Annotated in this window: 23 protein-coding genes; 15 read left to right on the top strand and 8 right to left on the bottom strand. The window is 37.9% G+C overall.

Translation table 11 applies throughout. From position 1 onward, the window contains the following. Positions 1–9: 9 nt before the first annotated feature. The 7 genes from ureG (at position 10) to urtE (ending at position 7081) form a co-directional block, all read left to right on the top strand. A complete protein-coding gene (gene ureG, locus BLQ56_RS02365) occupies positions 10–624 on the top strand; it encodes an urease accessory protein UreG (protein WP_090849515.1) in 615 nt (204 codons plus the stop codon). Beyond that, entirely contained in the window at positions 621–1436 is an 816-nt protein-coding gene (locus BLQ56_RS02360) for an urease accessory protein UreD (protein WP_090849513.1), read from the top strand. Before ureG ends, BLQ56_RS02360 begins: the two co-directional genes overlap by 4 nt. 825 nt (positions 1437–2261) lie before the next feature. After that, positions 2262–3494 carry an urea ABC transporter substrate-binding protein gene (urtA, locus tag BLQ56_RS02355; RefSeq protein WP_386756461.1) on the top strand — a complete coding sequence of 411 codons (1233 nt, stop codon included), beginning with the start codon at positions 2262–2264 and terminating at the stop codon, positions 3492–3494. A 161-nt stretch (positions 3495–3655) separates the two neighbouring features. Then, positions 3656–4561, top strand: a complete 906-nt coding sequence (gene urtB, locus BLQ56_RS02350; protein WP_090849511.1) for an urea ABC transporter permease subunit UrtB — start codon at positions 3656–3658, stop codon at positions 4559–4561. 19 nt (positions 4562–4580) lie between these two features. Further along, positions 4581–5669: an urea ABC transporter permease subunit UrtC gene (urtC, locus tag BLQ56_RS02345; protein ID WP_090849509.1), complete on the top strand. Its 1089-nt coding sequence runs from the start codon at positions 4581–4583 to the stop codon at positions 5667–5669. After that, positions 5623–6378 carry an urea ABC transporter ATP-binding protein UrtD gene (gene urtD / locus BLQ56_RS02340; RefSeq protein ID WP_090849507.1) on the top strand — a complete coding sequence of 252 codons (756 nt, stop codon included), beginning with the start codon at positions 5623–5625 and terminating at the stop codon, positions 6376–6378. The genes urtC and urtD overlap by 47 nt, the downstream gene beginning before the upstream one ends. 4 nt (positions 6379–6382) lie before the next feature. Further along, a complete protein-coding gene (urtE, locus tag BLQ56_RS02335; RefSeq protein ID WP_090849505.1) occupies positions 6383–7081 on the top strand; it encodes an urea ABC transporter ATP-binding subunit UrtE in 699 nt (232 codons plus the stop codon). Between the two features lie 145 nt (positions 7082–7226). On the opposite strand, the gene BLQ56_RS02330 is transcribed toward urtE, so the two are convergent. Further along, entirely contained in the window at positions 7227–7499 is a 273-nt protein-coding gene (locus BLQ56_RS02330) for a hypothetical protein (protein ID WP_090849503.1), read from the bottom strand. A 783-nt stretch (positions 7500–8282) separates the two neighbouring features. Here BLQ56_RS02330 and BLQ56_RS02325 point away from each other — a divergent pair. Genes BLQ56_RS02325 through BLQ56_RS02305 form a run of 5 tightly spaced genes read left to right on the top strand, consistent with a single transcriptional unit; the run spans position 8283 to position 13273 of the window. Next, positions 8283–9899, top strand: coding sequence for an ABC transporter substrate-binding protein (locus tag BLQ56_RS02325; RefSeq protein WP_238457141.1), 1617 nt, complete (start codon positions 8283–8285; stop codon positions 9897–9899). A 2-nt stretch (positions 9900–9901) separates the two neighbouring features. Beyond that, positions 9902–10891 (top strand): ABC transporter permease, encoded by a 990-nt coding sequence (locus BLQ56_RS02320; RefSeq protein ID WP_204381056.1) that lies wholly within the window; start codon positions 9902–9904, stop codon positions 10889–10891. Continuing rightward, a complete protein-coding gene (locus tag BLQ56_RS02315) occupies positions 10888–11730 on the top strand; it encodes an ABC transporter permease (RefSeq protein WP_090849501.1) in 843 nt (280 codons plus the stop codon). Before BLQ56_RS02320 ends, BLQ56_RS02315 begins: the two co-directional genes overlap by 4 nt. Before the next feature lie 18 nt (positions 11731–11748). After that, on the top strand, positions 11749–12675 hold the full coding sequence (locus BLQ56_RS02310) for an ABC transporter ATP-binding protein (RefSeq protein ID WP_090849499.1): 927 nt from the start codon (positions 11749–11751) through the stop codon (positions 12673–12675). After that, positions 12665–13273, top strand: a complete 609-nt coding sequence (locus BLQ56_RS02305; protein WP_090849497.1) for an ABC transporter ATP-binding protein — start codon at positions 12665–12667, stop codon at positions 13271–13273. The genes BLQ56_RS02310 and BLQ56_RS02305 overlap by 11 nt, the downstream gene beginning before the upstream one ends. 300 nt (positions 13274–13573) lie before the next feature. Here BLQ56_RS02305 and nagA read toward each other — a convergent pair whose 3' ends face one another. Then, positions 13574–14758 (bottom strand): N-acetylglucosamine-6-phosphate deacetylase, encoded by a 1185-nt coding sequence (gene nagA, locus BLQ56_RS02300; protein WP_338011834.1) that lies wholly within the window; start codon positions 14756–14758, stop codon positions 13574–13576. Between the two features lie 203 nt (positions 14759–14961). Here nagA and BLQ56_RS02295 point away from each other — a divergent pair, with 203 nt between their 5' ends. Further along, on the top strand, positions 14962–16674 hold the full coding sequence (locus tag BLQ56_RS02295) for a methyl-accepting chemotaxis protein (protein WP_238457140.1): 1713 nt from the start codon (positions 14962–14964) through the stop codon (positions 16672–16674). A 15-nt stretch (positions 16675–16689) separates the two neighbouring features. Then, a complete protein-coding gene (locus BLQ56_RS02290; protein WP_090849495.1) occupies positions 16690–17739 on the top strand; it encodes a sugar ABC transporter substrate-binding protein in 1050 nt (349 codons plus the stop codon). 568 nt (positions 17740–18307) lie between these two features. Here BLQ56_RS02290 and BLQ56_RS02285 read toward each other — a convergent pair. The 3 genes from BLQ56_RS02285 to BLQ56_RS02275 form a co-directional block, all read right to left on the bottom strand. Continuing rightward, the gene (locus BLQ56_RS02285) at positions 18308–18766 is read right to left on the bottom strand and encodes a hypothetical protein (RefSeq protein WP_090849493.1); all 459 of its coding nucleotides are present in this window, start codon (positions 18764–18766) and stop codon (positions 18308–18310) included. Positions 18767–19200: 434 nt separating this feature from the next. Continuing rightward, entirely contained in the window at positions 19201–20064 is an 864-nt protein-coding gene (locus BLQ56_RS02280) for an RNA polymerase sigma-70 factor (protein ID WP_090849492.1), read from the bottom strand. Beyond that, positions 20054–21349, bottom strand: coding sequence for a phytoene desaturase family protein (locus tag BLQ56_RS02275; protein ID WP_090849490.1), 1296 nt, complete (start codon positions 21347–21349; stop codon positions 20054–20056). Before BLQ56_RS02275 ends, BLQ56_RS02280 begins: the two co-directional genes overlap by 11 nt. Positions 21350–21556: 207 nt before the next feature. Between BLQ56_RS02275 and BLQ56_RS02270 the strand changes: the two genes are divergently transcribed. Next, positions 21557–22048 (top strand): hypothetical protein, encoded by a 492-nt coding sequence (locus BLQ56_RS02270; protein ID WP_090849489.1) that lies wholly within the window; start codon positions 21557–21559, stop codon positions 22046–22048. 75 nt (positions 22049–22123) lie between these two features. Here BLQ56_RS02270 and BLQ56_RS02265 read toward each other — a convergent pair whose 3' ends face one another. From BLQ56_RS02265 to BLQ56_RS02255, 3 genes are all read right to left on the bottom strand, one after another. Beyond that, the gene (locus BLQ56_RS02265) at positions 22124–22486 is read right to left on the bottom strand and encodes a DUF2188 domain-containing protein (RefSeq protein WP_090849488.1); all 363 of its coding nucleotides are present in this window, start codon (positions 22484–22486) and stop codon (positions 22124–22126) included. A gap of 27 nt (positions 22487–22513) precedes the next feature. Continuing rightward, positions 22514–23419 (bottom strand): mechanosensitive ion channel family protein, encoded by a 906-nt coding sequence (locus BLQ56_RS02260; protein ID WP_090849487.1) that lies wholly within the window; start codon positions 23417–23419, stop codon positions 22514–22516. A 264-nt stretch (positions 23420–23683) separates the two neighbouring features. Then, on the bottom strand, positions 23684–23974 hold the full coding sequence (locus BLQ56_RS02255) for a thiamine-binding protein (protein WP_238457139.1): 291 nt from the start codon (positions 23972–23974) through the stop codon (positions 23684–23686). Positions 23975–24115: the final 141 nt, after the last annotated feature.

Raw genomic sequence — 24115 nt, 5'->3', positions numbered from 1 at the left:
GAGATGAGAATGGAACCGATACGAATAGGGGTTGGTGGTCCTGTTGGGGCCGGTAAAACGATGCTAGTTGAAAAAATAACGCGAGCATTGAATGAAGAGCTAAGTATGGCTGTTGTAACCAATGACATTTATACAAAAGAAGATGCGAATTTTTTAATTAAAAATGGAGTGTTGCCTGAAGACCGTGTCATTGGTGTTGAAACTGGAGGCTGCCCACATACAGCGATTCGTGAAGATGCATCGATGAACTTTGCCGCGATTGATGAGCTAACAGAGCTGCATCCTGATTTAGAATTGATTTTTGTGGAAAGTGGTGGAGATAACCTAGCTGCTACCTTTAGTCCAGAGTTGGTTGATTTCTCGATCTATATCATTGATGTTGCTCAAGGGGAGAAAATCCCTAGAAAAGGCGGGCAGGGGATGATTAAATCTGATTTATTTATTATAAATAAAATTGATTTAGCGCCATATGTGGGGGCGAGTCTAGAGGTTATGGAAAGTGATACGATTGCTGCAAGAGGAGATAAAGCGTATATTTTCACGAATTTGAAGGATGGAACTGGTTTAGACAAGGTTGTTGATTGGATTAAACAGAACGCATTATTAATGGGATTAGGTTCATGAGCTACACGGGAGTTTTAGATCTTTTAGCCTCTAAAAAGAATGAAAGAACGATTATCTCATCTTGCTATTATGAGGGTGCCTTAAAAATAGCGCGTCCGATCTACCTGGAGGAGGATTCGCCTTCTATCTATCTCATTCATGTTGGTGGAGGGTATGTGAATGGAGATTCTTATTTCACTCAAATACAGGTAGATGATGGTGCACATCTCGTAGTTACGACACAATCATCAACAAAAGTTTATAAAACTCCTACAGAGCCTGTACGTCAGATGACAAAAATAAAACTAGGATCTGGAAGTGTGCTAGAGTACATTCCAGATCCTTTGATTGCGTATGAAGACGCTCGTTTTATACAAGAAACAGAGGTTGAATTAGAGCATGATTCATGCTTTTTTTATAGTGATAGTATGACTCCTGGCTGGGCGGAGGATGGGAGTTTTTTTAAATATGAATGGATTCGGTCGAAGTTGAAGATTTATAGAGACGGAGTTCTCGTGTTATTTGATCACCTTTTATTAGAGCCTGACGATCAAATGAGCGGAATCATGCAAATGGAAGGGTATACCCATACAGGTACGTTTGTTCTTATTCATGAAGGAGCGAATAAAAAGTTTTTAGATCATTTGTATGATCATTTAAATGAAAAATATCCCGATGTTCATTTTGGGTTATCAGCATTACCAGATCAAGGCGTTATTATGCGATTACTAGCAAATCATTCTGGGGTCATTGAAGCGATCATAGCAGAAGCCCAGACATATGCTAGACGTGTGTTATTAAATAAAGAATCTATTCTTTGGCGGAAGTATTGAGATATAGGTTTTGTAGGGAAAGGTTAATAGATTGTAAGGTGGAGCACTTAGTGTCTAATTAGGCATTAGGTGCTTTTTTGTTTTAGAGCTGACTACATGCGGATGGAAAAAAATGATAGTTTGCTTAAAGGCTTTGGTTGATAGGAGTTTTATATTGGACAAAACGCATCTGAGGAAAGGGTTTGTTCAATAGGAGCGGTCTATTGGACAAAACAAGCGGTCTGGGGAAAGAGTTTGTTCGATAGGGGCGGTCTATTGGACAAAACGCATGGTTCGAGGAAAGAATTTGTTCGATAGGGGCGGTCTATTGGACAAAACAAACGGTCTGAGGAAAGAGTTTGTTCGATAGGGGCGGTCTATTGGACAAAACAAGCGGTCTGGGGAAAGAATTTGTACGATAGGGGCGGTCTATTGGACAAAACAAGCGGTCTGGGGAAAGAATTTGTTCGATAGGGGCGGTCTATTGGACAAAACAAACGGTCCTAGGAAAGGTTTTGTTCAATAGGGGCGGTCTATTAGACAAAACGCCTGGTTCGAGGAAAGAATTTGTTCGATATGGACAAAACAAGGGGTCTGGGGAAAGGTTTTGTTCAATAGGAGCGCTCTGAAAGCTAAAACACCTAAAGCTTAGTCTAATTACATGAATCAAAATAGTTGAATAACACTGCCATTTTTTAAAAATTTAAAAAAACTATGTCAGATTTCCTTACAAAGTAGTGGAACATCATTTACAGGGATGATAACATCAAGTTGTCAGAAAATTTTACATACAAAAAAATGGGGGTTAGAAAAATGAGAGTTAAACATTTTTATCTTTTTTTACTAATGATAGCTATTACAACGATTATTGCAGCTTGTTCAGGAAGTAATGGCGCAACTACTGAAGAAGAGGGAAGCACTGGATCAACTGAAGGTGGTTCTGATTCAGAAGATGTGATTGAAGTAGGGATCTTGCATTCTCTAAGTGGAACGATGGCGATTAGTGAAACATCTGTACATGATGCAGAATTATTGGCAATTGAAGAAATCAATGCAAATGGCGGTGTTTTAGGAAAGCAAATTAAACCAGTTATTGAGGATGGCGCGTCAGATTGGCCGACATTCGCAGAAAAAGCGAAGAAATTATTACAGCAAGATAAGGTTGCAACGATCTTTGGTGGATGGACTTCAGCGAGTCGTAAAGCGATGCTTCCGGTAGTAGAAGAAAGCAATGGCTTACTATGGTACCCAGTTCAGTATGAGGGGATGGAAAGCTCTCCAAACATCTTTTACACAGGTGCAGCGCCAAACCAACAAATTGTTCCTGCAGTTGAGTGGTTATTAGAAAATCGTGGTACGAAGTTTTACCTATTAGGATCTGATTATGTATTCCCAAGAACTGCAAATGCAGCGATTAAAGCACAGCTTGAAGATGCGGGTGCAGATTTAGCGGGTGAGGAATACACACCACTTGGGCATACAGACTATAACACAGTCATCGCGAAAATAAAGAGTGAAAAACCAGATGTGATTTTCAATACGTTAAATGGTGATAGTAATGTTGCATTTTTTAAACAGTTAAAGGATGCAGGGATTACGTCAGAAGATATTACAGTTCTTTCAGTTAGTGTTGCTGAAGAAGAAGTTCGAGGAATTGGTGCAGATGTGATTGAAGGTCATTTAACTAGCTGGAACTATTACCAAACAACGGATACGCCTGAAAATACTAAGTTTGTTGAAGCTTACAAAGCAGCATATGGAGAAGATCGTGTAACAGCAGATCCGATTGAAGCAGGTTATTTTGGAGTTTACTTATGGGCTGCTGCAGTAGAAAAAGCTGGAACGACTGATGTGGATGCTGTTAAAGAAGCTGCAAAGGAATTAGAATTCCAAGCACCAGGTGGTCTTGTAAAGGTTGACGGTGAAAACCAGCATGTATATAAGACAGTAAGAATTGGTGAAGTACAAGCGGACGGACAAATTACAGAGCTATGGAATTCAGGTGAACCAGTTAAACCAGATCCATTCTTAAAAGGATTTGATTGGGCAAGCGGATTAGCTGAAAGCTTAGGGCAGTAAATAGTTAAAATAGGTAGAGGTTTGTTTTTAGGCCTCTATCTACTTTTTGCCCTTTTTCTTTTGTTAGAAATTATAACAATATAAAATCGATTTTATTTTTAAAAAACATTAAATTGTTTGGTATTTCAAATAACTGTTATTTTCAGGAAAGGAGCAAGGATATGAGTGGTGCAATATTAACCCTGTTTAATGGATTAAGCCTTGGTTCCATTTTACTATTAATTGCTCTAGGGCTTGCTGTTACCTTTGGTTTAATGAAGGTAATAAATATGGCGCATGGAGAGTTAATTATGATTGGAGCATATGTCACATATGTCATTCAATCAATGTTTCTAAAGTATGTACCGGAAACATTCTTTGATCTTTACTTTCTATTATCCATTCCGGTCGCCTTTTTAATTGCTGCAGCGTTTGGAATTTTACTAGAGGTATCGTTGATTCGGTTTTTATATAAACGTCCTTTAGATAGCTTACTAGCAACATATGGGATTGGTTTAATGCTTCAACAATTAGCAAGATCGATTTTTGGTGCACCTAATGTTGGTGTACAGAGCCCGAGCTTTTTAAATGGTGGACTTACGATCGGTACACTAGTTTTACCATATTCACGAATTTTTATATTAAGTCTTTCGATTTTATGTCTTGTTGCTATTTTTCTATATTTTTATCGGACGACTAATGGTAGAAGAGTTCGTGCAGTTATGCAAAATCGACAAATGGCAGAATGTTTAGGTGTTCAAACAAGAAGGGTCGATTTAGCCACCTTTGCGATTGGCTCAGGTTTTGCTGGAATTGCAGGGTGTGCCTTAACCTTACTTGGTCCTATTGGTCCAACAATTGGGACGTATTACATTATCGATGCGTTTATGGTAGTCGTCGTTGGTGGAGTTGGTGCTCTTGTAGGAGCAGTGGTTGGTGCATTTGGAATCGGGTTTTTCAATACAATATTTGAATTTTTTACGTCAGCAACAATCGGGAAGGTACTTGTATTTATGCTAATTATTGCATTTTTACAATGGAGACCTTCAGGGCTTGTAAGTTCTCGTTCAAGAGCACTTGACGAATAAAATAAGGCGAGGTGACTTTATGGGGAAAATAGTGAATACATCAATCTTTAATCAAAAAAATCTTCTATTGTTAGGTTTTATCGTGTTACTTATAGCGCCGCTGTTTCTAACTGATTTCCGCCTGAATCTTCTAGGTAAATATTTAGCTTTTGCTATTTTAGTAATCGGTTTGGATTTGTTATGGGGGTATACAGGAGTACTGAGTTTAGGACATGGGATTTTCTTTGGAATTGGTGCATATGCAATGGGGATGTATTTGAAGCTAGAGGCTGCCGGTACTAGACTACCAGATTTTATGGCATGGAGTGGTGTACAAGAGCTTCCGTTCATTTGGGTGCCATTTCAAAATCCGATTCTAGCAATCATTCTTGGGATATTCATTCCTTTAGTACTTGCCATGCTTCTTGGGTTGTTAACGTTCCGTAATCGAATTAATGGCGTTTATTTTACCATCTTATCGCAAGCATTAGTTGTTGTTGTGGTCACACTTTTTGTAGGGCAACAAGGGTTAACTGGTGGGACAAATGGTTTAACAAGTTTCACGACCATTTTTGGATTTTCGTTAGCATCAACAACAACACAGACTGTTATTTATTTTATTACAGCTGCGGTTCTAGCAATTGTTTATTTTGCAAGTAAGATGTTGATTAATGGACGTTTAGGTCAGGTGTTGATCGGAATTAGAGATGGGGAAAATCGCCTTCGGTTTTTAGGTTATGATCCAGCGATCTTCAAAACGTTTATTTATGCTTTATCAGCTGGTATTGCTGGGTTAGCAGGAATGTTGTTTGTTCTTCAGGTAGGAATTATTTCACCAACGATGATGGGGATTATTCCTTCTATTGAAATGGTGTTATGGGTTGCATTAGGGGGACGTGGTACACTGATTGGTCCAGTGCTAGGAGCGATTATCGTAAACGGGGCTAAAACAATCTTCAGTGAATCCTACCCAGATATTTGGTTGTATTTCTTAGGACTAATGTTCGTTATTGTCGTTGTATTTTTACCAGACGGTTTGATGGGACTATTTAAGAAATTCCAAAAGAGATGGAGTGGTTTACATGCTAAACAGCCAAACAGTGCTAGAGTCGAAAAAAATTACAGTTGAATTTAGTGGATTTAAAGCCATTACGAATTTGAATTTTAAGGTAACAAATAATAAAGTGCATTTCTTGATTGGGCCTAATGGGGCAGGAAAGACGACTTTATTAGATGTTATTTGTGGGAAAACTCAAGTCAGTAAAGGAAAGGTTGTGTATATGGAGGATCAAAATCTAGTGAAATTAAAGGATTTTAAAATCGTCCATATCGGAATCTCTCGAAAGTTCCAAACGCCTTCGATCTTTCAAAACTTAACCGTTTATGAAAATATGGTCATTTCCTTAAAACAGGATAAGGGACTTTGGGCAACCATTACTGCAAAAATAACAAAAAGCCAACAAGAAGATATTGAAAAAATGCTACATTTAACCGGGTTAATCGATGAAAAGGACCAACAGGCAGGATCACTATCACATGGGCAAAAGCAATGGTTAGAAATCGCAATGGTTTTACTGCAGGATCCAGGTCTTGTTTTATTAGATGAACCGATCGCAGGAATGTCTAAAGCTGAGAGACTGAAGACAGGAGAAATGATTCGTGAGATTGCAAAGGATCGAACCGTATTAATTGTTGAGCATGATATGGATTTTGTGAAAGAGTACGCGGATATCGTGACAGTGATGCATGAAGGTCAATTACTTTGTCAAGGTTCAATGGAAGAAGTTCAAAATGATCCTCGGGTTCGTGAGGTATATCTTGGTCGAAAGGAGGCTTAATCAAATGCTAGAACTGGATAACGTTGAGGTCGGGTACGGTGAGAGCATGGTGATACGAAACATTCAGCTAAAGGTGAAGGAAAGCCAAGTGGTTTGTATTATGGGACGAAATGGTGTTGGTAAAACAACCTTATTAAAAGCCATTATGGGTATCTTATCACCGAAGAGTGGAAGTATTCTTTTTAAGAATGATAATATCACGAAAAAAAGTCCATCCTATCGTGCTACACATGGGATTGGTTATGTTCCACAAGGTAGAGAGATTTTTCCGAAGCTAACGGTTTATGAAAATCTATTAATTGGTCTAGAAGCAAGTGGTGGGTCAAAGAAAAATACAATTCGAGAAGATATCTATGAATACTTTCCAATTTTAAAAGAATTTAAGAAGCGTAATGGCGGGGACTTAAGTGGAGGGCAACAGCAGCAACTAGCGATTGCAAGAGCCTTGGTTTCTAATCCATCATTCTTATTATTAGATGAACCAACAGAAGGAATTCAGCCTAATATTGTTGAGGATATTCAAAGAGTCATACGTGATATTAAAGAAAAGAGTAAAACATCGATGATTTTAGTCGAACAAAATTTGGACTATGCAAAAAGTGTAGCAGATTACATTTATGTGATTGACCATGGATCAATCGTTTATGAAAGCTCTGTAGAAGAGATAAAGGATGAAGATGTATATCGGTATTTGAGTGTTTAAGAAGGGTAAGAGGTTTAGAAAATTGAATATCATTAAAATAAATCACGAACAGACCTATGTGCTGGGGTGATTTTTTTTCTTAAGCAAAACCTACACAGATTGTGGAAATAGGAGGAAATGCTACAGATAAAATCAAAGTACTCCCTTATTTGTCGTTCAATAAGCGTGTAAAGTTTTTGATTTCACTTTCGTGTTTTACTGACCGTGCTGCTAAAGTATCAAGGAATCTTTCTTGCTCCTCTAACCTTTCTTTAAATTCTGCTGTCTTTTCATCAATATGTTTCTCTATGTGTTCAAAATATGGTCCCAGACCGTTTGTAAGATTATCTTTAATACTTGAAACATCTTTCTTTAGTTCTTGTTGTCCTTCTTTAAGTTCTATTAGTTCATTAAGAATTAATTTTAATGTTTCTTCCATTAATATCACTCCGATTTTTTTTTATATATTATAACACGATTCAGTAGAGGTAAGGTAAAAATTGCTTATTTTCAATCCATATGTGAGGTTGCATTCATTGTGGCACTCGATGGGGATGAAAATAGTTATTTTTATAAAAGGCTGTTTTCTCAAAGTTTGTTGCTATTTGACTAGGTTAGGTTGATTTGCACTCCAGGTATGTGCTTTCCGCGGGGCAGGTGATGAGCCTCCTCGTTCCTGCGGGGTCTCATCCTGCCTGCACATCCCGCAGGAGTCACATACCTTCCGTTCCAATCAACGAGCTCTACACATTAACTATGTCTAAAAACAACAATCTTATAGAAAAGAGCCTTATAAAAGAAGGATCAAGGGGAAAGCATGTTAAGCATCAGGTCTGGTTAATAAACGGAAAAATTCCGCTTATTTTACTACTCCTGGCTGTGTGATTAAGGACAAGACATTTTATTTTAAAGGAAGAGAATCTCATTTTGATGTATGATGGTGAGTAAGGTTTTAAATCAGTTTTATTTCCACTATTGATTCCAACTAGACCGCTATTTCGGTTGTTGGGCTAGTTAAAACTTTAGAGGAATATTGCTATTCTGTTTAGTACCAAGGCGTGTTATGATCAATTATTATAATAGATTCTTAGACATCGTGTTTAATGGGGAAGTGTCTAAATTTTTGAAAAAAGAATGGTAGCCCACTATGGAACCAGTCACACCAATATTGAACATATTGGAAACAATTTTACATACAGAAAAAAATATGAGGTGAATTTTTTTGGGGAGAAGATGTTTTGGATTTATTGTGGCAGTTCTTGTTTTGTTCGTGATAGCGGGTTGTAGCCAATCGAAGCAAAATGAGTCTAGTAGTGATAGAACGATAGAAACTGAAAAGCAAAAAGATGAGCTTGTGTTAGCGATTGGGTCTGAGCCAGAAACAGGGTTTGATCCAACGACAGGCTGGGGACGTTATGGTTCACCCCTTTTTCAGAGTACATTGTTAAAGAGAGATAACGACTTAAAAATTGTGAATGATTTAGCGACTGATTATGAAGTGAGCGAGGATGGTATGGTCTGGACAGTTTATTTACGTGATGATGTGAAATTCTCAGACGGACAAGCTTTAACTGCTAACGATGTCGTTTTTACCTTTGAGACAGCTTCAGAAGCAGGTTCAGTTGTGGATCTGAGTGTATTGGATAAAGTGGAGGCAAAGGGTGATTACACAGTAGCTTTCACATTAAAAGAGCCGCAATCTACGTTTGTGAATACGTTAATTGGGACAGGGATTGTGCCAAAACATGCATATGGTGCTAACTATGCAGAAAAACCTGTAGGCTCAGGACCATTTCAATTAGTACAGTGGGACAAGGGGCAACAGCTTATTGTAGAGGCTAATCCTGAATACTATGATGATAAGCCTTATTTTAATAAGATCACATTTTTATTTTTAAGTGAGGATGCGTCATTTGCTGCTGCTCAAGCAGGTGGAGTTGATGCTGTTTCAATACCAGCTGCATTTAGCACGCAGTCAGTTCCAGGTATGAGATTAGAATCGGTAAAGACGGTTGATAACCGCGGTATTGTTTTTCCTTTTGTGAAAGCTGGAGAATTTACTGAAGATGGAGATCCGATTGGAAATGATGTAACAGCTGATCCTGCGATTCGGCAGGCCATTAACATATCGGTGGACAGACAAGCACTTGTTGATGGATTACTAGAAGGTCAAGGAACGCCCGCCTATACGTCAGTTGATGGACTTCCATGGTGGAATCCGGATACAGTTATAGAAGATGCTGATATGGACGGGGCACAGAAGCTTTTAGAAAAAGCAGGCTGGAAGGATCAAGATGGAGATGGAATTCTTGAAAAAGGATCTTTAAAAGCTGAATTTACTCTCTATTATGTGGCAGATGATACGGTAAGACAATCTTTATCCATTGCTGTTGCAGATATGATGAAACCTCTAGGTATTCATATTAAGCTAGAGGGTGGAAGCTGGGATGAGATTGAAAAGAATATGCATTCAAATGCGGTTCTGATGGGTTGGGGAAGTCATGACCCACACGAAATGTACAATATTTATGGTAGTGAATTTGGTGGAGTAGGGTACTACAACACAGGCTATTATGAAAATAAGACAGTCGATGACAATTTTAAAAAGGCTCTTCATGCTACAGATGAAAATGAAGCGAATGAATATTGGAAGAGTGCTCAATGGGACGGAACAACGGGCTTAAGTGCAAAGGATGACGCCCCTTGGGCATGGTTAGTGAATATTAATCACTTGTATTTAGTGAAGGATGGCTTAGATATCGGGGAGCAGCGAATCCATGTTCATGGACATGGCTGGCCAGCAACTGATAACATCACAGAATGGAAATGGAATGAGTAGCAATGGGTAAAGGGTTCCTGAAATTTCTACTATTAAAAGGAATTAGAATGGTGACGTTGTTAGTCGCCATTTGTTTCATCTCCTTTCTATTAATAAAAAACTCACCCATTGATCCGATTCAAGCCTATATCGGTGCTGATTTATTAAAGGTAGGTCCTGAACAGCGAGAATTGATCGCTAAATATTGGGGCCTTGATCAGCCGTTAATGGTGCAATTTTTTAATTGGGGTTCAGCTATAGTACAAGGCGACCTAGGTACTTCGATGATTTATCGTCTTCCTGTAGCAGATATCATTAGCGAGCGATTTATTAATTCCCTCGCACTCATGATATCTGCATGGATTTTATCAGGATTGATTGGATTTATAATGGGTGTTATTGCTGCCTTGAAAAAGGGTACATGGATTGACCGTTTGATTAAATGGTACTGCTTCACACTAGCCTCAACTCCAACTTTTTGGATGGGGCTTCTTCTCCTTATTGTCTTTGCGGTTTGGCTAGGATGGTTTCCAATTGGCATGGGAGTTCCAGCAGGGGTTCTAGCAGAAGATGTGACACTTGCGGATCGAATTAAACATCTAATCCTCCCAGCACTCACACTGAGTATCGTTGGTGTAGCGAACATTGCGTTACATACAAGACAGAAGCTGCTTGATGTTCTAGCATCTGATTATGTTTTATTTGCAAGAGCGAGAGGTGAGCATGGCTTTATCCTATTTTGGAGACATGGATTAAGAAATGTGGCTCTACCAGCGATCACCCTACAATTCGCTGCCTTTAGTGAATTGTTCGGTGGAGTTGTACTGGCTGAGCAGGTCTTTTCTTATCCTGGGCTAGGACAGGCTACGGTAGAAGCTGGATTAAAAGGAGATGTTCCGCTTTTATTAGGTTTAGTTATTTTTAGTACACTATTTGTTTTCGTAGGTAATTTATTGGCTGATATTATCTATCGAATTTTAGATCCGAGGATGAGGGAGGGGCGACTGAAATGATTCATACAATTAGCAACCGATTCCCTCTTAATAAAAGGCAATGGGCTTTGATATCGAGTGGACTTGCCTTTCTTTTTTTAGTCGCAGTGATTATAGGTAGCTTTCTAGTAGATGAAGGAAAATTATCTACTAATCTTCAAAATCGAAATGCTCTGCCGTCCTTCAATCATTTGTTTGGAACAGATTGGTTAGGAAGAGATATGTTTGCTCGAACGGTTATGGGCCTCTCGTTAAGTATATGGATTGGTGTGATTGGAGCGATTGGTAGTACAACAATTGCATTAGTCTTAGGAGTTGCAGCAGCAATGGGAAAAGTGGCTGATGTTATTGTCACCTGGCTCATTGACCTTTTTCTAAGCGTGCCACACCTTGTCTCACTGATTCTTATTGCGTTTACATTAGGAGGCGGTTTTAAAGGAATTGTGATTGGACTTGCGTTAACACATTGGCCAAGCTTAGCAAGGGTTATTCGAGCAGAGGTGATGCAGGTTCGTTCTGCAGAATTTGTGCAGGCGTCTCAGAAAATGGGGAAATCACATTGGTGGATTGCGATCCATCATATTCTTCCACATGTTTTCCCACAGCTTTTAATTGGTTTTATGCTCATGTTTCCTCATGTGATTTTACATGAAGCAGCCATTACATTTATAGGGTTAGGGATGTCTCCTCACGAACCAGCGATTGGAATTATTTTGGCAGAATCAATGAAATACTTATCATCAGGAATGTGGTGGCTTGCCTTTTTCCCAGGGTTTTGTTTGCTTTTGGTAGTAAGGTCATTTGATCATATTGGTGAAAATTTTAGAATGCGAATGGATCCATTTAGAGCCCACGAGTAATAGATGAGGAGGAATAAAATGGCGATCCTTGAGGTAGAGAATTTTTCGGTTTCGTTTAAGCAGTATAAAGCCGGACTGAAGCAGATTCATAATCAAGTCATTTCAAGCTTAGATCTCACACTAGAGGCAGGTAAAATCCTTGCAATTGTTGGTGCAAGTGGGTCAGGGAAAAGTCTACTGGCCCATGCCATTCTAGGTATCCTTCCGGGCAATGCTAGGACCAGTGGCACGATTAAATATCAAGGTGAGATTCTAACCCCAGCCCGGCAAAAGGCTTTAAGAGGGAAGGAAATCGCCCTTGTTCCTCAATCGGTTAATTACCTGGACCCACTTATGCAGGTTGGAAAGCAAGTTCGTACTTCAGTGAAAATTAGTGAGGATGCAGTTGGAGTTCAGCGAAAAGTATTTGAACGCTATCAATTAAAGCAAGAAACTGAATCGATGTATCCATTTCAGCTTTCTGGTGGAATGGCGCGAAGGGTCTTGCTATCAACCGCTATGGTTAGCGGAGCCAATGTGATTATTGCAGACGAGCCGACCCCAGGACTTGATCCTGTTGTAATGAAAGAAGCCTTACAAAATATCCGCGAGTTTGCAGACATTGGCAGTGCGGTCATGTTTATTACGCATGATATAGATTCAGCCCTTCGAATTGCCGATCACATTGCTGTTTTTTATGCAGGAACGACTGTTGAAATTGCTCCGGTAGAAAATTTCACAAACAAGGGCGAGGAGCTAAGGCATCCATATACAAAGGCCTTGTGGAGAGCATTACCTCAAAATGACTTCATCCCAATAGCTGGAACAATGCCCCATCCAAGTGAATTACCTACTGGCTGTTTATTTGCTCCTCGTTGTCCATTGGCCACTCCTGAATGTAATGAAGAGAAGCCACAAATGAGAGATGTAAGGGATGGAATGGTGAGGTGTATCCATGCAAATTGATGCAAAAGGCATTGGATTTCGTTATGAAAATAGTCCATGGCTGTTTCAAGGGGTCAACTTAACGATACAGCCAGGTGAAATTATTGGGATTACTGGACCAAGCGGTTGTGGGAAAACAACTTTCTGCCGGATAGTAGCTGGTTATGAAGAGCCTACAGAGGGAATGATTACGTTTGGTGAAAAACCGTTACAAAAAAGCGGCTATCAACCTATTCAATTAATTCTTCAGCATCCAGAAAAAGCAGTTAACCCTCGATGGAAGATGCGAAAAACCCTTAATGAAGCATGGGAGCCTGATCAAGAGTTACTAGATTTATTTGGTATTAGGAAAGATTGGCTAGATCGCTGGCCGAATGAATTATCAGGCGGAGAGCTACAGCGGTTCTGTGTTGCACGAGCATTGGGACCAAACACGCGCTTTCTGATCGCCGACGAAATGACTACAATGCTAGACTCGATTACCCAAGCTCAAATTTGGCATGCTGTTCTTAGTATTGCGGAAAAAAGAAACATGGGGATCGTCGTTGTCAGTCATGAGGCTAAGCTTGTCCAAAGAATTTGTCATCGGGAAATTCAGTTTAGTCATTTTAGTGTTTAATAGGATTGAGTTGGCTACTAGAATTACTAGTAGTAGCATGAAAATAAGGGATCCAGCCTGTGAACTTTAAAGCAATTGTAAGGAGTAATGGGCACTTTTAAGAAAGCGTGAGATCGGTATTGTACCGGAATCATGCTTTTTTTGATATATTTTGTGTTTATCTACGAAATATCGAATATATCTACGAAAATCTATTTTTATCTACGAAATTTAAAATATATCTACGAAAATAAGAATATATCTACGAATTTTCCAATATATCGACGAAATGACTAAACACCACATACCAACCAACGTAAACTACTGCTTTGCTTCATAGACTAGATGTCCCTTACAAAAAGTCATCATCACATCATTGCTTTGATTCAGTAGAACAAGATCAGCATCTTTTCCTTCTTTTATCGTTCCTTTTCGATCAAGAACACCGACTTGTTTTGCAGGGTTAGTAGAACTCATTTGAACGGCTTCTTCGATTGAACAACCAGTGTACTCAATGATGTTTTTAAAAGCATCTGACATTGATAATACACTTCCAGCAAGGGTATGCTCATTTAACAGAGCTCTTCCGTTGTTCACAAAAACCTTTTGTCCACCTAAATCATATTCTCCATTACTTAGTCCTTTTGCTCGAATTGAGTCAGTTATTAAAATGAGTCGATCAGCTGTTATTTGTTGGTAACTAAGTTTCACCATTTCAGGTGACACATGAATCCCATCAACAATGAGCTCGACCATTAAGTCCTTTTGTAAAAATGCCGACCCAACAACCCCAGGTTCACGATGATGTAATCCTCGCATTTGATTAAATAAATGAGTAATATGTGTAGCTCCAGCTTGGATTGACTCTAAAACTTCATTATAATTGGCAATTGAGTGACCAATAGAGGAAACAATACCTCTTCTTGCTAAAAGCTTCACTAACTCTAATCCTCCTGGTAGCTCAGGAGCTGAAGTAACCAATCGAATTGTGTTTTTTGATAAATCTAACCAGCTCGTCAGAAGGTTTACATCTGGTGGAATTATGTGATGGATAGGTTGTGCTCCTGCCATTTTTGAATGAATAAAAGGGCCTTCTAAATGAATGCCAAGTATTTCCGCATGTCCCTTTTGTTGATGACTATGAATAAATTCTCCTGTATTCTTTAGTACTTTTTCCAAGAGAGATATTTCCTGTGTCATTGTTGTGGCTATAAAGCTCGTTGTTCCTTCTTTCGGAAGTGTTGCAGCCATATTTAGTAAAGAGGAGTTTGTACCATCCATCGTGTCTGATCCATTCACCCCATGAATGTGTAAGTCGATAAAGCCAGGGACCATCTTATAATCCTCTGAAAGAGATATTTCATGATCAACATTCACTAAAGAGTAATCTTTCATCGATCCGATCTCCTGTATTTTTCCTTCCTGTATCTTAATAAACCCACTCTGTAGTGTTTCATCTTCTGCATAAATCGTTATATCTTTTATAACAAGAGCCAACCTTATCACCCCGTCCTAGTTCTTTCAGTATTAATCATATCATTTCGTATAGGTATCTATACCATTTAATGTTAGTAATCAACTTCGTTTTCGCAAAGGAATAGCCGAGTTTTTTCAAAAAGATCGATCAATTTGTTCACGCCTTGTTGAAAATAGTCGTTTTATGTCGATAAATAGAAAGAGAGAATAATATAGCTTAGGAGGATAAGAATTTGAGAAACATTACTAATTACTGGAGTAGGAAATCCATTGGGATCAAATATAGTTTTGTATTTGCAATGGTCATGCTCCTATTCATTTTATCCGTTTCTATCACCTATTGGTTGTTGGCAAACACGAATGAATCTATTGAAAAAACAAAGACACAAAACGAAATTGTAATTGAGGTCTCAGAATTACTATCGATTTATCAGGAAAAGTATCTCCATATCCCTGAGTATATTATTGCAGAAGATAGAGAGCGTTTGCTTCACTACATTAGCTCAAGTGAAGCTTTTGTTGAAAGCGCTAACTCTATCCGTCAAAGATTGAATACGGAAGAACAAATTGAAATATTCAACCAAATAATCGAAAACAATCATATGTTAGATCAATATTTTTTCAGTATGATTGTGCCAAATGTGCAAGAAATTAATACTGAGTTGTTTTTGGAGCTACAAGCCGATGCTAATACAATGAAAGAGGATACAATGACATTGGCGAACCAATTGAAACAGGAAGCAGTGAGCACCAATCGTACTTTTATAGAAACGGCTCAACATAATATTGATGAAACGAATGCAACTTTACTTATTTCTGTAGCTGTTTCATTATTTATTTCGATCGCGTTGATCTTTTTCATAAGTCGTTCGATCAGGAAAAGCTTGAATCAAGTCATCCAGGCAAGTGATGCAATCGCAAATGGAAATCTATCTGTTGAAGACTTGGTTGACAATCAAAGTAACGATATCGGGAAACTATCAGTATCCATTAATCATATGAAAATAAGCTTGAAAGAAATGATTCTAGAAATCTCTGAACTAGCAGCGAATGTAAATGAACAAGTAAGTAGTTTCTTGCATACCTCAGATGATGTGAGAAAGGGAAGTGAGCAAGTCGCTATTACGGTTGAAGAGTTGGCAAATGGTGCAACAAATCAAGCAGACGAAGCGGGTAATATTTCAGAGAAAACAAGAGAGTTCCATCATAAAATTATGGATGCAAATAACCATGGAGAAAAGCTTGTGACTTTTTCTCAAGAAGTACTAACAGTGTCCATTGATGGAGATCAACAGATGAAACAATCACTTGAGCAAATGGACATCATCACAAATACAGTAAAGAAATCTGTTGCTAAAATTAATGATGTAGAAAAGCAAACTGATGCGATCTCAGAATTCGTAAAAATCATACAAACGATTGCTAGCCAAACCAATTTGCTAGCACTTAATGCTTCGATTGAGGCAGCACGAGCTGGTGAAGCTGGTAAAAGCTTTGCAGTTGTTGCAGATGAAGTTCGTAAATTGGCAGAAGAGGTTGGCGCATCATCTAAAAGTATTACTGTACTGGTGGATACGATTAATAAAGAAATATCCTCTATGTCAGAAGAATTGAGTATAGGATATTCAGAAGTAAACAAAGGTAAGCAACAAATTGAAACATCTGGTCAGTATTTCTATGACATTAAGGAAAAGGTATCGATTATGTCTAAACGGGTGGATGATATATCCAATACCCTTATTTATCTAGGTGAATCTAGTAATAGTATTAATATGTCTGTAGAGCATATTGCAGCCATTTCAGAGGAATCAGCAGCTGGTTCAGAGGAAATCTCGGCATCTGCGATTGAGCAAAGAAATTCGATGGAGCAGGTTTCTGAAGGTCTAACACAATTACAGCAATCTGTTGAAAGAATGAACACATTAATATCTCGTTTTGACGTTTAAAGAGGAGGCTATAAGATGAAGAAAAAGATCGTGATGATTTGTTTGCTCGCGCTATCATTACTGGTGGCGGCTTGTAGCAATAAAGAAGCTGAGATAGAACAACAAAGTTCAAAACAAAAGCTAACAAGTGATCCTGACAAAATCTATGTCGGTTTTGCCTTAGATACACTGCAGCAAGAGAGATGGTATAAAGATAAAGAGCATTTTGAGAAAACAGTGCAAGAGCTTGGTGGAAATGTAAAAACGTTGGCTGCAAATGGTGACGCAGAAGTACAAATTAGACAAGCTGAGCTATTAATCAAAGAAGGTGTCGATGTATTAGTTGTCGTACCATCAGATTCAATTGCAGCAGGAAAAATCGTGGAGTTAGCACATGCGGCAAATGTAAAAGTAATCTCTTACGATAAGTTGATTTTAAATGCGAATGTAGATTACTATGTTTCATTTGATAATGTAAAAGTAGGGGAACTTCAAGCGCAATATGTGGTGAACGAAGTTAAACAAGGGAACATTGCCTATGTAGGAGGCGATAACTCAGACAATAACGCGAAGCTCGTCAAAGAAGGGTCATTTTCTGTCTTACAGCCGTTAATTGATAATGGATCATTAAAGGTTGTGTATGATCAACAAACAGATGGCTGGTCTGGAGACGTTGCAAAGGAACAAATCACACAGTACCTAAAGAGCGGTGGAGTGAAGTTTGATGGAATTGTAACAGGTTATGATGGATTAGCTGAGGGTGCACTTGAAGCTGTTGGTAACTTAGCTGGAACCATTCCTGTAACAGGCCAAGATGCGGAATTAGGCGCACTTCAGCGTATTGTGACTGGTACACAAACAATGACTGTATATAAGCCAATTCCATTAATTGCAAAGAGTGCTGCTACTCTAGCAATGGAAGTTGGTAAGGGAACATCACCTTCAACAGACATTGCTATAAATAACGGTAATTTAGATGTACCTTCAATTCTTTTGGAACCAGTAGCTGTAACGAAAGATAATATTGAAGAAACGGTTGTGAAAGATGGGCATTTGACGAAGGAAGCTATTTATGAAGGGAAATAAGATTGTGGAAGTTTTCTGACATATCACTATAAGGATCAAACACTCATAAATGTTGAGAGATTAATGTAAAAGCCGCAGGCTGAATACACTCCGCGTCCGGTGGGTGACCAGTGAGCCTCCTCGTGTCTGAAGCTCCTGTGGGGTCTCACTTTGGCCACTGGTCCCACAGGAGTCTACGTGTATTCATCCTGCTTAAACTACCGTTTGTTTCATGTCTAGAACAACAAACTTTGAGAAAACAGCCTTGAATTAAAATATGATCATGATGAAACACTCATAAATGTTGGTATACCAATGTTTATGAGTGTTTTTTATTTTTGAATACTATCGTGATTTAGATATGAAATACGAATAAGAAAAAAGACGCATACCGAATTTTCGGTGGGAAAAGTAGGTCCTTTAGAAGAAGATTGGTCCACTTTTTCTATTTATCTACGAAATTTAAAATATATCTACGAAAATTGATTTATATCTACGAAATTTAAAATATATCTACTAAAATTACCATTATATCTACGAAATTACACGAACTAAGAGTTAGCCCAACCCGTGCTGCTTCTGTGGATTTTTATAATTCTGAAACCCCTTTTGCGGCTTGTTTTTCTTGGTCTGTTGTCATTCCTGTAAATTCATAAACTAATGCACCACTTTCACTCACTTTAATGGTTACATATCCTTTGAGCGCCCATTTTTCAAGCAATGCTTTTGATTCTTCTAAAGTTAGGTCTGTGTCCATTGCTAGTTCAATGGGAGTTAAGCGACCGCCTCTGTTTTCTGCTACTTTAAAAACGGTATTCTCTAATTCTTCGTATTTAGTACGTTTGCCTTTGTCTGCTTGTATTGCCCACTTGCATAGGAAAAAGCCTCCTATGCCTGGAAGGATGGATACAAAAACATATAATAGGATATTGACCCATAAGCTTTCGCTGCTTAAATCAATCGTAATCCCAATAAAAATAAGTATACTAAACAGACACAAGGCTAAACCTGACACGAATGCCAGTATTCTAACTATGTTATTTCCCATCCAAAACACCCCTATGAAATTATGTATTCTAATTAAGTGCACATTTTAGGCACTCTTGATGCTGTACAATCTGTCACCATGAATGCTTCAAAGCTATTAAAACATATCCTTACTGAACGAACAATCATTTGTTAATGTATTTTAAACTGGAAAGCCTTCTTTTTCTTTAAGGATATTATGTATGGGGGCAAACCTTCAATTATTCACGATCCTTTCAATATCTATTGTTAGTATATCTACGTTTATTTTCTTAGTTGGTTTCAAGTAATGTAATTTTGTGATATTCCTTTCTTAATAATTCACATAAACCTCAAGTAAGGTAGATAGGGCAATTAGTTCGCCCTATCTTTATAGAGATTGATCCTCTCATTGAGCCCACCATATTTGCTAAAGAGGGAAGTATGAATATAGTTTATAGAATTCTATAATGTCCTTTAGAGAAGTGGTAATTTGTCAGGATTCAAGGTTAAATACATTTCGTTAATTTGATTATGACAAATATAAAAGCTCAGGATGGAATGAACCTTGCCATCCAAATAAAACACGATGGCTGGTTGATAATTGACATTTTCTATATCAAAATAAACGCCTTCTGGTGCTTTCTTGATTACACCATATAGATAGGACAAAACATGTGCTCTAGATAGAATTGGTCGGATAGCAGCGTTGATTTTTCCTCCGCCATCAGAGAATAGAGTGACATCTTCAGTTATAAGTTTTAATATGGTTTCGGTATTTTGTGATTGAAATGCATGGATAAAGCGATTAATAAGTGACTTATTCTCCTCATAGGCTAAACTTTCATTCTCTATACGTAAGATCTTCTGCTTAGCACGGCTGAGAATCTTCCGGCAATTGTCCTCTTTCTTTTCTATAAAATTTGCAATCTCTTCATAAGAGAATTCAAAGACTTCGCGTAAAAGAAGGACAGCCCGTTCATCTGGTGCCAGATGTTCCATCATACGTAAAAAGGCAATGCTTATTCCTTCTTTTTGCAGCAACATTTCAGATGGGTCTGTGCGATCGATTTTACCAAACAATAAGGGCTCGGGATTCCATGGTCCGATATATTGTTCCCTTTTAAGCCGGACTGACTTTAATTCATCAAGACAACGGTTCGTTACCATTTTGCAGAGGTAAGCTTTCTTATTAACTACTTGCTGCTCATTGACTTGATATGCTTTTAAAAAGGTTTCCTGTACAACATCCTCCGCTTCAACGATTGAACCTAACATCCGATAAGCGATTGAAAATAACAATGGTTTAAATTGCTCATAATCCTCATTACTAATCTGCAAGAGAATAACCTCTTTCCTTTTCTAAAATGTCCTTAGCCGCCTGTTTCCCACTACTAACTGCTCCTTCTGACAAAATTGAATCTGTACAAGCCCAATCCCCTGCTATATATAATCCAGGAATCACTTTTTTAATACACTTTAGCATTTGTTCTTCTCCTATTTGAGGTAAGCGTTGGTTGACGATGATTTGAGGAAGATAACGACTTGTAATTTTGTAGCTTTTCCATCCAGGTTGTATTATTTCTAAAAAGTCTTCAAGTTCATTTTTAACTCTATTTATATCTATGTTAGCATCTGGATGGTGGTATTTAAATACATGCATAACAAAACTTTTCCCATCATCAGAAAGTCTTGCATAATTTGAATGAACGGAAAAATAAATTGGCTCTGTTATTCCCATGGCGAACAATTTCTTGGGGTTTGGAAGCCTTGTTAAAGCAACATCAAGTGTGGCACCCTTAACTGACGTCAATTTAGTAAAAGAGTCAATCTGGCAGAAGGGAGATTTTTCTCCTAACATGTGATTGAGTTCGTGAGGACCCGTTGTACTTAACACATACTTACACTCTATTTGCTCATCATTAGACAGAACTAACTTAAACTGATTATGTTCGATAGGGTCAATGTGGTTGACACTTTTGTGTGTTTGCACCTGTACACCAGAGATTACAGCATGATTATGGAGTCGATCTATGAAGGTCTGCCACCCGTTATCTAAATAAAGTACACCGCTCAAGGAAGCCTTCATGTGTGATACGATCACTTTCGCGCTTGCTTGTTCAGGTGCATGGCAATAGGTTGAAAGCCTGCCTAATGAATGGAGTAAAGACTGAACGTTTTTTGAGCTGGTAGTATGCTGAACCCATTGCTCGAGAGATAGATGTGCTAATTTTTCTGTATTAATCGTCATCAATCTCACTAGTACTCCAACCCATTCCATTTTTTCTTTCCAATTTAATAAATTGGTTGTTAAAATACCTGAAGCAGTAAAAGGTGCAGAATAATTCAGGTTATCCTTGATTAAATCACCTGCTAAATGAGGTGATTTTCCATGCAACTGAACATTTAATTCCTTGAGAATGGATATAGCTTTTCCTTTTTTATATAGCGCATGTGGACCTAAATTGAAATATTGTTGATGGATTCGGTCCGTTTTAGCTCTTCCTCCAACTTTTTTTCCTTTTTCGAGTATTAAGATCGATAAGCCACTTCTTGATAAATAATTGGCTGCTATGAGTCCAGCTAGCCCACCACCGATAATAACAACATCCCATTTCTTTTCCATAAAAATAGCCTCCTTTTGGTCTTATATCACTCAAGACGACTTAGGGGGAATATCTGTGACAGAAGGGGACGGTTCTCATGCATCATTCAGGCAGCTGTCCCTTTGAACTTGAGGTGAAATCTAAGAAGGGTAGATGAAATGAATAAGTAATTCTTTTTTTATTGGACATACTAAGAAAAATATAGATTATAGTTGAGGTGTATAAGTATGACATCAACGAAACATAAAATTTTTAACTTGTTATTAGTGTTCATTCCTTGGTTAACCGTGCTGTTTATAGGGAAGAAAAGCCTTAAGCGTTATTCCTTATCAAGTATCATAATTGGCATTTATGAGATATTGAGTCATGTACAGGGGCGGAAAAAAAAGTATTGGAAGTTTTACGATAAGCCAAAAAACTTCTTAAGGGACGAGCTTCCATTTGATATCGGTCCCTATGTACCTGCTTCAATGTGGATACTTAAATATACATATGGAAACTTCAAAAAATTTGTTTTGGTGAACGGAATCTTTGATGCAATCTTTGCATTTCTCTTTATCCCGTTTCTAGAAAAAATAAAGATTCTCCGATTACATAGGTTAAACTATTTACAATTTTTCTTTTACATACACTACAAGGCATATCTTTTGTATGGGGTTCAGTATATTGTTGAGAAGGTAAAAGGGTCTAATTCTCTAGATAAAAGATTTGGTAGCTAGAAAACAGCATAAACCTAAACAAGAAGCCTTGTGTGAAGGCTTCTTGTTTGTGTTAGAGGTACCTAAAATCGCACCTTAACTCCCAGTATGTTGAACTCTTTCAATTGTACCGTCTTGACGGTGAATAACCAGCTTGGCATTTTTTGTTTTAATGTAGTGTCGACCTTTTTCTAATGCTTGATCTTTTGTTGAGAAAACATCTGAAGCTTGTGAGGCCTTTTCTTTTTTTACGGCCCAGTCATCATCATGTGGAACAATGTGGTATGTTACAGGTGTTGATTCATTCATTTTTTCAGCCTGTGAAATACCGATTGCAATGGCTCGACCTTCTTCATAATCCTCATCTACTAGGGCATTTGATATTTCAATGGCTTTATTTCTAGTAGATTGGGATAAGTTCTTCATTGATTCTGGATAATCATTTTTCGTCCATACCATCTTTAAAACACCTTCCTTACATTTAAATTATCGCTTCTGATTAAGATTGACATCTACAGTTGGAAGTTCAACTAAGTCAAATGTAGCTGAAGCGAATTGGATTTTTTCGGAGCTGTTGTCTATACCCTCTAAAATTTTTGTGAATAACAGGTCTTTCGTTGTTCGACGGGTTCGATAATCAGCAACATATCTAAGCGTGAATTCAACCCAGTTATCATTAGCAACGACTGTTACCATTGGTTGTGTACTCGCATTTTCTATTAAATATTTCTGTACCATTTGATTCCAATGTTCTCTTGCTTTGTTTGCATAATCCCCAGTAATTTCGATCCCCACGTTTGAAATGATTGATTTGGCAGCTTGATAGTTACTTCCATATTTAATGGGGATTTTTATTTCATCCCACAGAAAGGGAAAGTCATTCGAATAATTATAGACAGGTTCTTTGAATACAAAACTGTTGGCTACTTTAACGATTCGCCCGTTATATAAATCACCATCAACCCATTCATTTACCTCCATAATCGTTGTTCGTAATACGCCTAGGTCAATCACATCACCTTTAATTCCACCGAGTTTTACACGATCACCAGTCTTGAATATATTTCCAACCAATATTGAGATCCAACCTGCAATACTGATGATGACTTCTTGTAAAGCAAAGGCGATACCAGCACTTGCAACACCTAGTACGACTGTAAGACCACCAATCTGTTCACTATAGACGATTGCTATGAACAGAAGTGTAAGTATATATCCAAGGATATTGATCATCTTGCGTGTTTTATAGCGATTATCTTGGTCCTTAATATATCTTCCTACACTTTTTTGTACGACTCTAATGATGATTACAATAAGTGGTATTCCAATAAATACAATCATTAATTTAGTGAATAAAGAATTAGAAATGAGGGCTTTAATGCTTTCATTCATTCATAACTCTCCTAACAAAAAAAGTAGAAAGACTTTGAAGAGATCTTTCTACTTTTAATAACTTTTTTCGTAAAGTTTAATGCTTTGAAAGCCTCAGGCTGAATACACTTCGCGTCCGGCGGGAAACCAGTGAGCCTCCTCGTCGCAATGCTCCTGTGGGTTCTCACTTTGGCCACTTTACGTGTATTCAGCCTGCTTGTTATTAGCGTTTAAAAGTTTACTATCTAAATAACAAACTTTTGGAAAACAGCTTCTTTGAATTTCTTAAACATGTGTAAGTTTATTTTTGATTGTTATACCATCTGGTTTATAATGGAGCTTCAAATTGGTGATTACTTCAGATGCCCCCATTTCAATCCCGATTGCTTGAGTTTTTTTTATGAGAAGCATGACTTCTTCATAACTTCCTTCAATGACGGTTTCCATTGGACCAATATCATATTTTAATCCAGATTCCTTAATGGCCTCTACGATTACAGGAATCACACCATCTGTATCCATACCTTCTCCATTTGGTAAAACTTGAAGTCCTGCAGTTATTTTTCCCATTCCCATATTAAATGCTCCTTTCAAAAGCGATATATCTTCTTATACCTTTCATTCACGAATGTTAAACATTTGGAATGAACGTTTAATCTGAAATTGAAGTCTCGATGAGATTATTTATAACAAGTAAAGGAAAAATTGATCTAAAAA

Source organism: Litchfieldia salsa (assembly GCF_900104555.1).
GTDB classification, from domain to species: Bacteria; Bacillota; Bacilli; order Bacillales; family Bacillaceae_L; genus Litchfieldia; species Litchfieldia salsa.
Note: the sequence above shows the minus strand (reverse complement) of the source record. Positions and strands in the feature narration are given on the sequence as shown.

What these genes read in the sequence shown, in the direction of transcription:
- urtA (WP_386756461.1), top strand. Translation starts at nt 2,262, where the DNA reads ATGATAGCTATTACAACGATTATTGCAGCTTGTTCAGGAAGTAATGGC.
- BLQ56_RS02290 (WP_090849495.1), top strand. Translation starts at nt 16,690, where the DNA reads ATGAAGAAAAAGATCGTGATGATTTGTTTGCTCGCGCTATCATTACTG.
- BLQ56_RS02255 (WP_238457139.1), bottom strand. Translation starts at nt 23,974, where the DNA reads ATGGGAATGGGAAAAATAACTGCAGGACTTCAAGTTTTACCAAATGGA.
- urtD (WP_090849507.1), top strand. Translation starts at nt 5,623, where the DNA reads ATGCTAAACAGCCAAACAGTGCTAGAGTCGAAAAAAATTACAGTTGAA.
- BLQ56_RS02260 (WP_090849487.1), bottom strand. Translation starts at nt 23,419, where the DNA reads ATGAATGAAAGCATTAAAGCCCTCATTTCTAATTCTTTATTCACTAAA.
- urtB (WP_090849511.1), top strand. Translation starts at nt 3,656, where the DNA reads ATGAGTGGTGCAATATTAACCCTGTTTAATGGATTAAGCCTTGGTTCC.
- BLQ56_RS02315 (WP_090849501.1), top strand. Translation starts at nt 10,888, where the DNA reads ATGATTCATACAATTAGCAACCGATTCCCTCTTAATAAAAGGCAATGG.
- BLQ56_RS02360 (WP_090849513.1), top strand. Translation starts at nt 621, where the DNA reads ATGAGCTACACGGGAGTTTTAGATCTTTTAGCCTCTAAAAAGAATGAA.
- BLQ56_RS02265 (WP_090849488.1), bottom strand. Translation starts at nt 22,486, where the DNA reads ATGGTATGGACGAAAAATGATTATCCAGAATCAATGAAGAACTTATCC.
- BLQ56_RS02285 (WP_090849493.1), bottom strand. Translation starts at nt 18,766, where the DNA reads ATGGGAAATAACATAGTTAGAATACTGGCATTCGTGTCAGGTTTAGCC.
- BLQ56_RS02270 (WP_090849489.1), top strand. Translation starts at nt 21,557, where the DNA reads ATGACATCAACGAAACATAAAATTTTTAACTTGTTATTAGTGTTCATT.
- BLQ56_RS02320 (WP_204381056.1), top strand. Translation starts at nt 9,902, where the DNA reads ATGGGTAAAGGGTTCCTGAAATTTCTACTATTAAAAGGAATTAGAATG.
- urtC (WP_090849509.1), top strand. Translation starts at nt 4,581, where the DNA reads ATGGGGAAAATAGTGAATACATCAATCTTTAATCAAAAAAATCTTCTA.
- BLQ56_RS02330 (WP_090849503.1), bottom strand. Translation starts at nt 7,499, where the DNA reads ATGGAAGAAACATTAAAATTAATTCTTAATGAACTAATAGAACTTAAA.
- urtE (WP_090849505.1), top strand. Translation starts at nt 6,383, where the DNA reads ATGCTAGAACTGGATAACGTTGAGGTCGGGTACGGTGAGAGCATGGTG.
- BLQ56_RS02305 (WP_090849497.1), top strand. Translation starts at nt 12,665, where the DNA reads ATGCAAATTGATGCAAAAGGCATTGGATTTCGTTATGAAAATAGTCCA.
- BLQ56_RS02310 (WP_090849499.1), top strand. Translation starts at nt 11,749, where the DNA reads ATGGCGATCCTTGAGGTAGAGAATTTTTCGGTTTCGTTTAAGCAGTAT.
- ureG (WP_090849515.1), top strand. Translation starts at nt 10, where the DNA reads ATGGAACCGATACGAATAGGGGTTGGTGGTCCTGTTGGGGCCGGTAAA.
- BLQ56_RS02275 (WP_090849490.1), bottom strand. Translation starts at nt 21,349, where the DNA reads ATGGAAAAGAAATGGGATGTTGTTATTATCGGTGGTGGGCTAGCTGGA.